This is a genomic window from Aquihabitans sp. McL0605 (assembly GCF_049993875.1).
Lineage (GTDB): Bacteria > Actinomycetota > Acidimicrobiia > Acidimicrobiales > Iamiaceae > Aquihabitans.
The window spans coordinates 1,061,570-1,075,321 of the sequence record NZ_CP188252.1 but is presented as its reverse complement, the minus strand read 5'-3'; the positions used below and the strand labels follow the sequence as shown (position 1 = coordinate 1,075,321).

The window sequence follows — 13,752 nt, the reverse complement described above, 5'->3', positions numbered from 1 at the left end:
CGCTGGTGGGGAATGCTGGGCCGATGGCTGCTGGTCACGACTCCTCCACCGTCGACGAAGAGGTCCCGCACGAGCACCCGGGCGAGGGCGAGCCCGTCGGCGGTCACCAGGGCGACGACGTCGTGGCCGGCCACGACCACGACGACCACGGTCACGACGCGCACGATGACCACGGTCACGACGCGCACGACGACCACGGATCCGGTGGCGACCGCTGGGTGCTCATCCCGCTGCTCGTCGGCCTGGTGATCGGGCTGATCCTGGCGGCGTACTTCGGCCTTGCCAGCGGCGCCTCACCCCTGGGCTGATCCTCCGGCCGCTCGCCACCGCGACGGCCCTCCCGCCGCCGGCACGAGCACGTGCTGGTCGGCGATCCCCGCGGCGTCGCCCTCGTGGGCGATGACCACCACGGCCTGGTCGCGGCTGGCGGCCAGCAGATCGGCGAGCACGGCGCTCGCCGTGGCGGCGTCGAGGTGGGCGGTGGGCTCGTCGAGGACGATGGCGCGGTGGCCGCCGAGCAGGGCGCGGGCCAGGGCCAGGCGCTGGCGCTCGCCTCCGCTCATGGCCTCGGCGTCGCGCTCCAGCCGGGTGCCCAGGCCGTCGGGCAGGCCCTCGGCCCACCGATCGAGGTGGACGACGCGCAGGGCATCCCACAGGTCGGCATCGGTGGCGGTGGACGACGCCACGCGCAGGTTGTCGGCCAGCGTGGAGTCGGCGAACCACGGGTCCTGCTGGCACCACGTGACGAGGCGCCGCACCGCCTCGCCGCCGAGGTCGGGGGCGGGAGCACCGCCGATGCGGTAGTCGCCGGCCGCAGGGGTCAGGAACGACACGAGGGTGTTGGCGATGGTGGACTTGCCGGAGCCGCTGGGCCCGGAGATCACGGTGCGCGAGCCCTCGGCCAGCGCCAGGTCGATGCCCGTCACCTGGGCGGCAGCACCGGGCCAGCCGACGTCGACGTGGCGGAGCGCCAGGCCCCCATCGGTGGGCGGGTCGACCGGTGCCGCCGGCTCGGGCACGGGATCGGGCCGGTCGAGGATGGCGAGCACCCGGGCGGCTGACGCCTCGACGCGGGCGAGCACGTCGCCCGCCGCGCTCAGCGGGGCGAGCAGCTCGATGACGGCGAGCGGGAGGAGCACCAGGACGCCGAGCGCCGGTCCGGACAGGCCGTGGTGCGCCGGTCCGACCGCCGCCACCACCGCCGCGCACGTCAGGCCGGGAGCGGCGGCCGCCACGGCCGCGACCGACGACGAGACCCGGCCCTGGGCCGAGTCGAGCGCGTCGGCGCGCCGGGCGCCCGTCTCGATGCGGTCGCGCCAGGCGGTCTCGCCCCGGCAGGCCACCAGCTCCTCGACGTGCTCGGCCAGGTCGATGGTGGTGGCCGCCACCGCGCCGCGCTCGTCGGCGAGCGCCGCCCCCCGCCTCCGGGTGGCCCGGTGGGCGACGCCCGGCAGGGCCACCCCCACGACCAGCACGGCCACGGCCAGCACGGCACCGCCTGCGGGGTCGATCAGCCCGGCCAGCACCGCGGCGCCGCACGCAACGACGAGGGTGGAGATCAGTGGGCCGAGCACCCGGAGGAAGAGGTCCTGGAGCCGGTCGATGTCGTCGACCAGCCGGGTCAGCAGCTCGCCCCGGCCGCCGTCGGGCAGCCCGGTGGGGGCGAGGCGGGCCAGGCGGGCCACGGCGGTGGCCCGCAGGTCGGCCAGCAGGCGCAGGGTGGCGTCGTGCGACGCGAGGCGCTCGCCGTAGCGCAGCACGCCCTTGCCGATGGCGAACGTGCGGACCGCCACGGCGGCCACCGCGAGGTCGGCGAAGTCCGGGTGCTCGGCCGCCCGCATGATCAGCCACGCCGCGGTGGCCGCCAACCCCACCGTGCACACCTCGGTGAGCACGCCGAGCAGCTGGGCGCCGAGGAGCCGGGCCCGCTGCGGGCGGGCGGCGCGCAGCAGCCAGCGGATGGCGCCGGGGGAGGCGGAGGCGCCGGCGGCCGAGGCGACCGGCTCGAGCGCGTCGATCTCCTCGAACGTGTCGAGCGGGAGCGGGCGGGGCCGGGCCGCCGGGGCCGACGCGATCGGTGCCGGGGCGGCCGTGGGATCCGGCGAGCCGACAGCGGCGGCGACGGCCACCACGCGGTCGGCCGCGCCCGTGAGCCGGGCATCGTGGGTGACCGCCAGCGTGCCGACCCCGGCGTCGGCCGCCCAGCGCAGGGCGGCGATCACCCGATCGGCGGCGACCGGGTCGAGCTGGGCGGTGGGCTCGTCGAGCAGCAGGTGGCCCACGGTGCCGAGGTGCACGCCCACCAGCGCCCGGGCCACGGCCAGGCGGCGGCGCTCGCCCCCGGAGATCTGCGTGGGCAGCGAGTCGGCGAGGGCGGTCAGGCCCACCTGGTCGAGGGCGGCGGCCACGGCCCGGTCGGTGGGCGCGCCGGGAGCGTGGCCCAGGGCCGCCGCCGACGCCACCGTGGCCCCGAACGGCTGGGGGTGCTGGGGGACCCACGTGACCGCGGCGGTGCGGGCCGACGCGGTGAGCTCGCTCATGGCCCGCTCGCCCACGAGCACCTGCCCGCCGTCGGGATCGAGCGCGCCGCGCAGCACGTCGAGGAGCGTCGACTTGCCGGCTCCGCTCGGCCCGGAGAGGGCGACCAGCTCACCGGCGTCGAGCCGCAGGGACACGGGTGCCAGCCGGACCCCGCGCCGGTGGTCGGTGACCGACACGTCGGTGGCCACGAGCGGACCATCGGTGGGGGCGGCCAGGGTGCCCTCGGGCCGCACCGGCAGGGCGAGCGCCTCGGTGATCTCGACCGCCGCATCGGTGCCGGCGGTGGACGCGTGGAACGCGGCGCCGACCCGGCGGATGGGGAGCAGGCACTCGGGGGCGAGCAGCAGCACGATGAGCGCCGTCTGCAGCGAGATCGAGCCGTGGGTCAGCCGCAGGCCCAGGGTGACCGCCACCAGCGCGACCGTGAGGGTGGCGAGCAGCTCCAGGACCAGCGCCGACAGGAACGCCACCCGCAGCGTGCGCACGGTGGCCTGCCGGTACCGGTCGGTGACCACCCGCACCCGCTCGACCTGGGCCTCGGCCCGCCCGAAGAGGCGCAGGGTGGGCAGCCCGGTGATGACGTCGAGGAAGCGGCCGGCCAGGCGCTGCAGCGAGTCCCACTGCTTGGCCTGCTGGGCTTCGGTGGCCCGCCCGATGAGCACCATGAAGAACGGCACCAGCGGCACCACGATGATCAGGATCAGCGCCGACCAGCGGTCGGCCAGCAGGATCCGCAGCCCCGCCGCCAGCGGCACGACCACGGCGAGCATGAGCGCGGGCAGGTACGTGCGGATCCAGGGCTCCAGCGCATCGAGGGCGGTCGTGGTGAGCGCGCCCACCCGCGACGGGCCCAGCGCGGCCCGCTGGTCGGGGCGGATGCGGGCGAGGTGGTCGAGCACCCGCGTGCGCACGACCGTCCGGGTGGCGATCGAGGCGCGCGTGGCCGAACGTTCGGTGAGGGCGGCGGCGCCCATGCGCACCAGGGCGGCGGCCACCAGCCACGCGGCCAGTGGCGTCACCGCGGCGTGCTCGCCGCGCACCAGCCGCGGCAGGTAGCGGCTCAGCGCCTCGGCCTGGACGAGGATGGCCGCGGCCACGAGCACGGCGAACGACGCGCAGGCAACCAGGTGGGTGCGCAGCGCGGGGGACAGGCCGAGGATCCGGGGATCGAGCGGCCCGCGGGGTTCGGACGGCTGAGGGGCCGCCGCCTCGGGGGTCAGGGCTGTCCGGGCACGTGCACCGCAGGGATGTGCCGCTCGCCGATCCGGCGGCGGAACACCCAGTACGACCATGCCTGATACGCGAGGACCACGGGGGTCATGATCGCAGCAACCCACGACATGATGCGCAACGTGTAGGCGGTCGAGCTGGCGTTGTGGACCGTGAGGCTGAACGCCGGGTCCGTGGAGGAGGGCATGACGTCGGGGTACAGGCCCCCGAACAGGGCGATCATCGCGGCGGCGATGGCGATGCCGGTGGCGGTGAAGGCCCAGCCGTCGCGCCCGGCGCGGATCGCCACGAGCGACGCCACCAGGGCGACCGCGGCCACCAGGACCGGGCCCCAGGTCCACCCCGCGCCGCGCTCGACCTGGTTCCAGATGAGGAACACGGCCCCGAGCACGATGGCCACCGGCGCCACCCGCTGGGCGGCCAGCTTCGCCCGGTCGTGGATCGGCCCCTCGGTCTTCAGCGCCACGAAGTGCAGCCCGTGCAGGAGGAACAGCGAGGCGGTGACGGCCCCGCCGAGCAGGGCGAACGGGTTGAGCAGGGTGAAGAAGGTGCCGGTGAAGTCGCCGTGCCGGTTGATCGGCACGCCGGCGACGATGTTGGCGAACGCCACCCCCCACAGCACCGCCGGGACCCACGAGCCGAACGCGATGCAGAGGTCCCAGCGCTGGCGCCAGCGCGCGCTGTCGACCTTGCCCCGGTACTCGAACGCCACGCCTCGCACGATGAGGGCGATGAGGATCAGGAACAGCGCCAGGTAGAACCCGGAGAACAGGGTGGCGTACCAGTTGGGGAACGCCGCGAACGTGGCGCCGCCGGCCGTGATCAGCCACACCTCGTTGCCGTCCCAGACCGGCCCGATGGTGTTGATGAGGATGCGCCGGTCGGTCTCGGTGCGCCCGAGCGGGTGGAGGAGCATGCCGACGCCGAAGTCGAAGCCCTCCAGGAAGAAGTAGCCGGTCCAGAGGACGCCGATGAGGATGAACCAGAACGTGGTGAGCTCCATCACGGTCCCCGGTCAGTAGGCGAAGGCCAGCACGTCGGCCTCGCGCTCGTCGGATGGGGAGCTGCCGTCGCCCGGCTCGGCATCGGGATCGTCGGGATCGGGCGGGGGCGCCACGTAGGGCATCACCCCTTCGGGCCCGGCGGAGATGTAGCGGCGCAGCAGGAGGATCTCGACGACCAGCAGCACGCCGTAGAGCAGGGCGAAGCCCACCAGCGTGGTGATGACCATGCCGCTCGACACGCTGGGCGACGAGGCGTTGGCGGTCATGAGCCGCAGCTCGGGGATGCCCTTCGGGTTGGGGGCGACCACCCACGGCTGGCGCCCCATCTCGGTGAAGATCCAGCCGGTGGCGTTGGCGATGAACGGCGTGGCGATCACGGCGATCGACCCCACCCGCAGCCACTTCTTGTCGGTGGGCAGCTGCTTGCCCTTGCGGGTCTTCCACCAGGCGACCACGGCACCGAACGAGGCGATGGCGCCGAACCCGATCATCGACCGGAAGCCCCAGTACGTGATGACGAGGTTGGGGCGGTAGTCGCCGGGGCCGAACTTCTCGCGGTACCGGGCGTTGATGTCCTTGACCCCTTCGACCTTCCCGTCGAACGTGCCGGTGGCCATGAACGACAGGAGCCGCGGGACCACCACGGTCCGCACGTCGCACTCGGCGCCCACGTTGCCCACCGCGAACACCGACAGGCCGGCGGGCTGCTCGGTGTCGCACAGCGCCTCGGCCGCCGCCATCTTCATGGGCTGCTGCTCGAACATGAGCTTGGCCTGGTAGTCGCCGCTGACGGCGACCGCGATGCCCATGGCGAACGTCAGGTAGATCGAGGTGCGCACCGCCTTGTGCAGGGCCACGTGGTCGGCGTCGGGCATCGGGCGGTCGCGCATGAGCAGCCACGCCGACACGCCGCCGACGAACACGGCCGCGGTCAGCAGGGCGCCGGCCAGCACGTGCGGGTAGGCGGCGAGGGTGGTGGAGTTGGTGAGCACGGCGCCGATGTCGGTGAGCTCGGCGCGGCCGGTGGCCGGGTTGTAGATGGCGCCGACGGGGTGCTGCATCCAGGAGTTGGCGGCCACGATGAAGTACGCCGACAGCGCGGCGCCGATGGCCGCGGCCCAGATGGTGGCGAGGTGCAGGCGAGGGGAGAGGCGGTCCCAGCCGAAGATCCACAGGCCGAGGAACGTCGACTCCAAGAAGAAGGCGACCAGTGCCTCCATGGCCAGCGGCGCACCGAACACGTCGCCGACGAACCGGGAGTACCGGGCCCAGTTCATGCCGAACTGGAACTCCTGGACGATGCCCGTGACCACGCCCATGGCGAAGTTGATGAGGAACAGCTTCCCGAAGAACTTGGTGAGGCGGAGGTAGGCCTCGTCGCCGCTGCGGTACCACCGGGTCTGGAAGTACGCCACCGTCAGGCCCAGCCCGATCGTGAGCGGCACCATCAAGAAGTGGTACACGGTCGTGATCCCGAACTGCCATCGAGACAGGGTCACCACGTTCATGGCCGGCTCCTTCTGACGCTGGGCACCGCTCGTCCTCGAACGATACGTCCAGGGTAGGCCATGCATCGGTGAAGGTGATGGGTCGATGGCGTGTGATCTGTGACACCGATGGAAGGTCGAGCGCGTTGGTGCTCAGCCGGCGCGGGGCCGTTCGGTGGTCGGACCGGATCGGGTCAGGGCCCCTCGGGGTCCTGGTCGGCGCACTCCCACGGGCAGTGGCGGCACCCCTGGCTGCAGCAGTAGCCGCGCTCGGCGAGGTAGCGGGCGGTGAGCACGGTGTACCCGCTGCCCGGGTCGACGTAGGTGGACAGCCCGGCGTCGCTCGCCCGCTCGTGGCGACCGAGGATGTCGGCCCGGCGCGGGTGGTCGAGCGCGAGGCGGCTGGGGTGGGGCTCGAGGCGCCACCCGCGTCGCATGGGCCCGCTCGGGCCCGGCTTCACCCTTCGGCGGCCGGGACCGGCGCGAGGACCACGTCGACGGTGGCCTCGCCGTCGGCGGCCAGCTCGCGGGTGGTGACGGCCGCGACCGAACCGGCGGCCTGGACGTCGCCCAGCGCCAGGGCCAGCGCCGCGAGGCGGTCGGGGGTGTCGGTGACGGTGATCGACTCGACGTCGGCGCGCATCGAGACCTTGCCGTCGGACTTGGCCTTGCGGATGCGGCCGAGCACGTCGGCGGCGACGGCCAGGACCGACGGAACCCCGTCGGCGCCGGGCTGGTCGCCGGCGAGGGCGCGCAGGGCGTTGGCCTCGGGCCAGGCCGCGAGGTGGACCGACGGCGCCTCGAAGCCGGGGAGGGCGCCGTCGTCGGTGCGGCACCACGACCAGACCTCTTCGGTGACGTAGGGCAGGAACGGGGCGAACAGGCGCAGCAGCGTGTTGAGCGCGGTGCGCAGGGCGGCGCGGGCGGAGATCGCAGTGGGATCGTCGTCGCGGTAGGCGCGGCCCTTGACCAGCTCGAGGTAGTCGTCGCAGAAGCTCCAGAAGAACTCCTCGGTGCGCTGCAGGGCTCGGGCGTAGTCGAAGGCCTCGAAGGCGCGGGTGGCGTCGTCGACCAGCGCGGCCAGCTCGGCCAGCATCGTGAGGTCGATGGGCTCGGTGACGGCCGCACCGGCGGGGGCGTCGCCGGCGCCCAGGGCGAACTTCGACGCGTTGAGGACCTTGATGGCCAGGCGGCGGCCGATCTTCATCTGCCCCGGGTCGAACGCGGTGTCGGTGCCCGGCCGGCCGCCGGCCGCCCAGTAGCGGACGGCATCGGAGCCGTGCTGCTCGAGCAGGTCGGTGGGCACGACGACGTTGCCGACCGACTTCGACATCTTCTTGCGGTCGGGATCGAGGATCCACCCGGACAGGGCCGCGTTGGCCCACGGGACGGTGCCGTGCTCGTAGTGGCTGCGGACGACCGTGGAGAACAGCCAGGTGCGGATGATCTCGTGGGCCTGGGGCCGGACGTCCATGGGGAACGTCTGGGCGAACAGGGCCTCGTCCTCCTCCCAACCGCAGGCGATCTGCGGGGTGAGCGACGAGGTGGCCCAGGTGTCCATGATGTCGGGGTCGCCGCTGAAGCCGCCGGGCTGGTCGCGCTGGTTCGCGGTGTAGCCGGCGGGGACGTGGCTCTGCGGGTCGATCGGCAGGTCGGCCTCGGCCGGGACGAGCGGCTGGTCGTGGTTCGGCTGGCCGTCGGCGTCGAGGGCGTACCAGAGCGGGATCGGGACGCCGAAGAAGCGCTGGCGGGAGATGAGCCAGTCGCCGTTGAGGCCGCCGACCCAGTTGTCGTAGCGGTGGCGCATGTAGTCGGGGTGCCAGACCAGCTCGGCGCCGCGGGCGAGCAGCGCCGAGCGCAGCTCCTCGGAGCGGCCGCCGTTGCGGATGTACCACTGGCGGGTGGTGACGATCTCGAGCGGCTTGTCGCCCTTCTCGTAGAACTTCACCGGGTGGCTGATCTTCTTGGGCTCGCCGAGGAGCTCGCCGCTCGACGTGAGCAGCTCGACCATGACCTGCTGGGCGCCGCCTGAGGCCTTGCCGGCGAACTGGTCGTAGGCGGACTTGGCGGCGTCGTTGGGCAGCCACTCGGGCGCCTCGCGGAGGAAGCGGCCGTCCTTGCCGATGCTGGCGCGGGTGTCGAGCTGCAGCTCCCGCCACCAGATGACGTCGGTGAGGTCGCCGAAGGTGCAGATCATGGCGATGCCGGTGCCCTTGTCGGGCTCGGCCAGCTTGTGGGCCAGGACCGGGACCTCGACCCCGAAGACCGGCGTGGTGACCGTGGACCCGAACAGCGGCTGGTAGCGCTCGTCGTCGGGGTGGGCGACCACGGCGACGCAGCTGACGAGCAGCTCGGGCCGGGTGGTGGAGATGACGATGTCGCCGCCGCCGTCGGTGCGGTGGAACGCGAGGTCGTGGTAGGCGCCGGGGCGCTCGCGGTCCTCCAGCTCGGCCTGGGCGACGGCCGTCTGGAAGGTGGTGTCCCAGAGGCTGGGCGCCTCGGACGAGTAGGCCTCGCCCCGGGCCAGGTTGCGCAGGAACGCCCGCTGGCTCGTGCGCTGCGACCGCTGGGAGACCGTGGTGTAGGTGAGGCTCCAGTCGACCGACAGGCCGACCAGGCGGAAGAGGTCTTCGAAGACCTGCTCGTCGGTGAGGGTGAGCTGCTCGCACAGCTCGACGAAGTTGCGGCGGCTGATCGCCTCGAAGTCGTGGCGCTTCTTCCCAGGCTGGGCGGGCGGCGCGTAGCCCTCGGCGTAGGGGACCGTGGGGTCGCAGCGGACGCCGAAGAAGTTCTCGACGCGGCGCTCCGTGGGCAGGCCGTTGTCGTCCCAGCCCATGGGGTAGAAGACGGCCTTGCCGCGCATGCGCTGGTAGCGGGCGACGGTGTCGGTGTGCGTGTAGCTGAAGATGTGGCCGACGTGCAGCGAGCCCGACACGGTGGGCGGCGGCGTGTCGATCGAGAAGACCTGCGCCCGCTCGGCGGTGCGGTCGAAGCGGTACGTGCCCTGCTCGTCCCACACCGCGCCCCAGCGCGCCTCGAGACCCTCGAGGGACGGCTTGTCGGGAACGTTCGGCGTCGGCATAGGGGTCCAACGGTACCGGCCGTCCCGCGACCCCTCCGAACCCGTTCGCCCTCGCTCGCCCTCCGCCGAACTTGCTGTGATCGGCCGGCGGTCGGCCCGGGCGATCACAGAAAGTTCGGGGGAGGGGTGGGGCGGGTCCGGGGGTGGGGTGGGGGATCGGCCAGAATCGTCGGCGTGAGCTTCCCGGCGATCCACCTGTACGACACGCGGCGCCGCGCCGTCGTCCCCTTCGAGCCCCTGGTCCCCGGCCACGTGGGCATCTACACGTGCGGGCCCACCGTCTACGCCCCGCAGACGCTGGGCAACATGCGCAGCCAGTTCACCCCCGACCTCCTCCGCCGGGTGCTCATCGCCAGCGGGCTGGCCGTCACGTTCGTCACCAACATCACCGACGTCGGCCACCTCACCAGCGACGCCGACGACGGCGACGACAAGATGGAGAAGACGGCCAAGGCGCAGGGGATCAGCGCCGCCGACGTGGCCGCCCACTGGACCGAGCAGTGGGCCACCGACCGGCGCCGCCTCGGCATGCTCGAGCCCGACGTCCGCCCGGCCGCCAGCGAGCACATCGCCGAGCAGATCGCCATGGTCCAGGAGCTCGAGGCGCAGGGCCGCACCTACGTGATCGACGACGGCGTGTACTTCGACGTGGCCACGTTCCCCGCCTACGCCGACTTCGCCGGCCTCGACCTCGATGAGCTCGAGGCCACGGGCCGCGTCGACAACAGCGACAAGCGCCACCCCGCCGACTTCGCGCTCTGGAAGCTGAGCCCGGCCGGCAGCACCCGCCTCCAGGAGTGGGACTCGCCGTGGGGCGTCGGCTTCCCGGGCTGGCACATCGAGTGCTCCGCGATGGCCACCAAGTACCTGGGCGACCGCTTCGACATCCACACGGGTGGCGTCGACCACATCCGGGTCCACCACACCAACGAGGTGGCCCAGTCCGAGTGCTCGCTCGGCGTCCACCCCTGGGTCTCGGTCTGGGTGCACACCGAGTTCCTCGACCTCAAGGGCCGCAAGATCTCCAAGAGCGCGGGCGACGTGCTGCTCGTCGACACGCTCGTCGACGAGGGCATCGAGCCGCTGGCGTTCCGGTACTTCCTGCTCCAGGCGCACTACCGCCAGCAGCAGGAGTTCACCTTCGACGGCGTGCGGGCCGCCGGCACCGCGCTGCGCCGCCTCGTCCACCACGCCGTGGTGGCGCGCGATGCCGTCGACGGGGCCACCGACGGCGACGACCCGGCTCGCACCACCCCGTTCCGAGAGGCGTTCTGGGGCTTCCTGGCCGACGACCTGAACTCGCCGAGGGCGCTGTCGGTGGCGTCGACGGTCGCTCGCTCCACCGAGCTGACCGACGCCGACCGGTGGAGCCTGCTCGCCGACTTCGACCGAGCCCTGGGCTTCGGCCTGGCTGACGCCACCGACCCCGAGCAGTCGGGCGACGAGTCCGCCGACCCGCGCATCGCCGCCCTGCTCGCCGAGCGCACCGCGGCGCGCGCCGCCAAGGACTGGGCCGAGGCCGACCGCATCCGCGACGTCCTGGCCGCCGAGGGCCTCGAGGTCGTCGACACCCCCGACGGCCCGCAGGCCCGGCGCCGCTGACACGCTCCCCGTTGCGGGCGCAGGGTTCGCTTGGCATCGTGTCCGGAGGTCCGTCTAATCTCGGGCGGATAGTTACCGCCCGGTAACAACCGTCGTGTCCGCCTCTGACCAACCCCTGTTTGGCAGGGAGTCCGGACCAGCACTCGGAAGGTCGTGCCATGGCAGAGTTCTCGCTCGCGCTCAACGAGGATCAGGAACAGCTCCGGGACTGGCTCCACCAGTTCTCCAAGGACGTCATCCGTCCGGCTGCGGAGGAGTGGGACGAGAAGGAGGAGTTCCCCTGGCCCATCGTCCAGGAGGCCGCCAAGATCGGGCTCTACTCGGTCGACTTCGTCACCAACGCCATGATCGGTGACCCCACCGGGCTCACCATGCCGATCGCCATCGAAGAGGTCTTCTGGGGCGATGCCGGCATCGGCCTCTCCATCTTCGGATCGGGCCTCGCGGCGGCGGGCATCGCCGGCAACGGCACCACCGAGCAGCTCATCGAGTGGGTGCCCCAGTGCTACGGCACGGCCGACGACGTCAAGCTGGGCGCCTTCTGCGTGTCCGAGCCCGACGCCGGCTCCGACGTGAGCTCGCTGCGCACCCGGGCCGTCTACGACGAGGCCAAGGACGAGTGGGTGCTCAACGGCACCAAGGCGTGGATCACCAACGGCGGCATCGCGGATGTGCACGTCGTGGTCGCCGCGGTCGACCCCGAGCTGCGCGGCCGCGGCCAGGCCAGCTTCATCGTCCCGCCGAACACCCCCGGGCTGTCGCAGGGCCAGAAGTACAAGAAGCACGGCATCAAGGCCAGCCACACCGCCGAGGTCGTCCTCGAAGACGTGCGGGTGCCCGGCCACTGCCTGCTCGGTGGCAAGGACAAGCTCGACGAGAAGCTGGCCAGGGCCCGCGAGGCGCTGACCACGCCCAAGAAGGAGTCCTCCGGCAAGCAGCCGGCCATGGCCACCTTCGAGGCCACCCGCCCGGCCGTGGGCGCCCAGGCCATCGGCGTCGCCCGTGCCGCCTACGAGATCGCCCTGCAGTACGCCCAGGAGCGCAACGCGTTCGGCAAGGCCATCATCCACAACCAGGCCATCGCCTTCATGCTCGCCGACATGGCGACCGAGATCGACGCCGCCCGCCTGCTCGTGCAGCGCGCCGCGTGGCTGTCGAAGAACGGCAAGTACGTCAACGCCGAGGGCTCCATGTCCAAGCTCAAGGCCGGCCGCACCGCGGTCTGGGTCACCGAGCGGGCCATCCAGATCCTGGGCGGCTACGGCTACACCCGCGAGTACGGCGTCGAGCGCATGCACCGCGACGCCAAGATCTTCGACATCTACGAGGGCACCGAGCAGATCCAGCAGCTCGTGATCTCCCGGGCCATCTCCGGCCTGCGCATCGAGTAGCAGCCCGGACCACCCGCAACCTGGCACCGTCCACGGACCTCCGCGTCCGGGAAGGGTGCCAGGTTCGGGTCTCGAGGGTGGCGGCGAAGCTGATCGCCCGGTGAGTGCCCGCGACCAGCGGGGGTCAGGGGTGCCGCGGGTAGTTCCACGGCCCGCTCGACAGGTGCGATCGGGCGATCAGCGCCGGCGCGAACCGCCCGTGGAGCACCAGGTCGCTGCTGGGCAGGACCGGGAGTCCGTGGCCGACGGCCCGCAGGTCATGGCGGGTCTCGAGGTCGGGGTGGATGAGCACGGTGGTGTGCTGCGCCGGCCCCGCCGCCAGTCGTAGCAGCAGCTCGTCCATCCGGGGCCCAGAGGGGAGATGGACCTCGGTCAGGTCGATGAGCAGCGGCGTCTCCCCAGCACCGTCGATCAGGTGCTCCACCAGGACGTCTGCTTGGTCCGAGGCGTCGAGGACGCCGCCCAGGTGGACGATGCACGCCCCGCCGCAGTGCTCGGTGGTGACGACGATCATCTTGGTCGCTCCCTGTGCTCTCTACCCCCCATCGTGAGCCGTCGTCGCCCCGACCGCCAGGGGCCTTGGTCCTCTCCCGGTGGTCTGGGGCGACCCCCGGCTTCGGCGCGCCGACGGGCCGCAGGTCAGCGGCCCCGTTCACGTCGAAGGGTGCGATCGAGCGATCAGCGCCGACGCGAAGCGGCCGTGGCGGCCGAGGTCGTTGCTGGGGAGGACCGGGAGGCCCTGGGAGTCGGCGCGGAGGAGGCGGCGCGTCTCGAGGTCCGGGTGGATGAGCACCGTGGTGCTGTGGGTGGGCCGCGACGCCAGGCATCGGAGCAGCGCGCTCAGCTTGGGTCCGCCCGCCGGGTGCAAGCCGCTCAGGTCGACGAGGAGGGGGTCCTCGGCCGCCGCTTCGACCAGGTGGTCGGCGAGGAGGCTCGGTTCGTCCGATTCCTCGAGGGAGCCGACGAGGTGGACCACGCAGGCACCGTCGCAGTGCGCTGTCGTGAAGAGGACCATCGTGACGCTCCCTGCCGATCGGCTACCTCGATCGTGTGCCGTCGCCGGGTCCGGCGCCAGGGCCCTTGGTCCCATGTGGGCGGACCCGATCGACGTGGTGACCAACGGCCCTGTCGGGCGCCGCCAGGCCTGCTTCGAGGTCGATGGGTTCGACCGGCCGAGCCGCTCCGGGTGGAGCGTCGTCGTGCGGGGCCGTCTCGAGGAGGTGCCCGCGACCGACCACGCCACCCGCGCCGAGCTCGAAGGACTGGTGGAGCCGTGGACCCGAGGCGATGATCCCCACGTGGTCCGCCTGGTGCCCACCGTCATCACCGGTCGCCGCATCCGCCCTCGGCCCGCACCGAGGAAGCCCAGCCCATCGCCCGTGGGGTGATCGCTCGACGGCTGCGGGCCGGGCGGG

11 protein-coding genes are annotated in these 13,752 nt (G+C 72.7%); 4 read left to right on the top strand and 7 right to left on the bottom strand.

Features of this window, described 5'->3' with window-relative positions; all coding sequences use genetic code 11:
• Positions 1–23: 23 nt before the first annotated feature.
• Positions 24–308, top strand: coding sequence for a hypothetical protein (locus ACPPVX_RS04860; RefSeq protein ID WP_426573767.1), 285 nt, complete (start codon positions 24–26; stop codon positions 306–308).
• Here the strand turns inward: ACPPVX_RS04860 and cydD are convergent.
• The 5 genes from cydD to valS form a co-directional block, all read right to left on the bottom strand.
• A complete protein-coding gene (cydD, locus tag ACPPVX_RS04855) occupies positions 294–3,833 on the bottom strand; it encodes a thiol reductant ABC exporter subunit CydD (RefSeq protein ID WP_426573766.1) in 3,540 nt (1,179 codons plus the stop codon). The two genes, ACPPVX_RS04860 and cydD, sit on opposite strands and share 15 nt — an antisense overlap.
• Positions 3,758–4,774, bottom strand: coding sequence for a cytochrome d ubiquinol oxidase subunit II (gene cydB / locus ACPPVX_RS04850; RefSeq protein WP_426573765.1), 1,017 nt, complete (start codon positions 4,772–4,774; stop codon positions 3,758–3,760). Before cydB ends, cydD begins: the two co-directional genes overlap by 76 nt.
• A 12-nt stretch (positions 4,775–4,786) precedes the next feature.
• On the bottom strand, positions 4,787–6,283 hold the full coding sequence (locus ACPPVX_RS04845; protein WP_426573764.1) for a cytochrome ubiquinol oxidase subunit I: 1,497 nt from the start codon (positions 6,281–6,283) through the stop codon (positions 4,787–4,789).
• A 173-nt stretch (positions 6,284–6,456) separates the two neighbouring features.
• Complete coding sequence (locus tag ACPPVX_RS04840) at positions 6,457–6,699, bottom strand: DUF5522 domain-containing protein (protein ID WP_426573763.1); 243 nt, start codon at positions 6,697–6,699, stop codon at positions 6,457–6,459.
• Between the two features lie 20 nt (positions 6,700–6,719).
• Positions 6,720–9,344 (bottom strand): valine--tRNA ligase, encoded by a 2,625-nt coding sequence (valS, locus tag ACPPVX_RS04835; protein WP_426573762.1) that lies wholly within the window; start codon positions 9,342–9,344, stop codon positions 6,720–6,722.
• A gap of 174 nt (positions 9,345–9,518) precedes the next feature.
• Between valS and cysS the strand changes: the two genes are divergently transcribed.
• Together cysS and ACPPVX_RS04825 are read left to right on the top strand one after the other, a co-directional pair.
• Positions 9,519–10,946: a cysteine--tRNA ligase gene (cysS, locus tag ACPPVX_RS04830; protein WP_426573761.1), complete on the top strand. Its 1,428-nt coding sequence runs from the start codon at positions 9,519–9,521 to the stop codon at positions 10,944–10,946.
• Between the two features lie 158 nt (positions 10,947–11,104).
• On the top strand, positions 11,105–12,337 hold the full coding sequence (locus ACPPVX_RS04825; protein ID WP_426573760.1) for an acyl-CoA dehydrogenase family protein: 1,233 nt from the start codon (positions 11,105–11,107) through the stop codon (positions 12,335–12,337).
• 124 nt (positions 12,338–12,461) lie between these two features.
• On the opposite strand, the gene ACPPVX_RS04820 is transcribed toward ACPPVX_RS04825, so the two are convergent.
• Positions 12,462–12,851: a hypothetical protein gene (locus ACPPVX_RS04820; protein WP_426573759.1), complete on the bottom strand. Its 390-nt coding sequence runs from the start codon at positions 12,849–12,851 to the stop codon at positions 12,462–12,464.
• A gap of 138 nt (positions 12,852–12,989) precedes the next feature.
• On the bottom strand, positions 12,990–13,352 hold the full coding sequence (locus tag ACPPVX_RS04815; RefSeq protein WP_426573758.1) for a hypothetical protein: 363 nt from the start codon (positions 13,350–13,352) through the stop codon (positions 12,990–12,992).
• Between the two features lie 73 nt (positions 13,353–13,425).
• Between ACPPVX_RS04815 and ACPPVX_RS04810 the strand changes: the two genes are divergently transcribed.
• Positions 13,426–13,725, top strand: a complete 300-nt coding sequence (locus ACPPVX_RS04810) for a pyridoxamine 5'-phosphate oxidase family protein (RefSeq protein ID WP_426573757.1) — start codon at positions 13,426–13,428, stop codon at positions 13,723–13,725.
• The last annotated feature ends 27 nt before the right edge of the window (positions 13,726–13,752 follow it).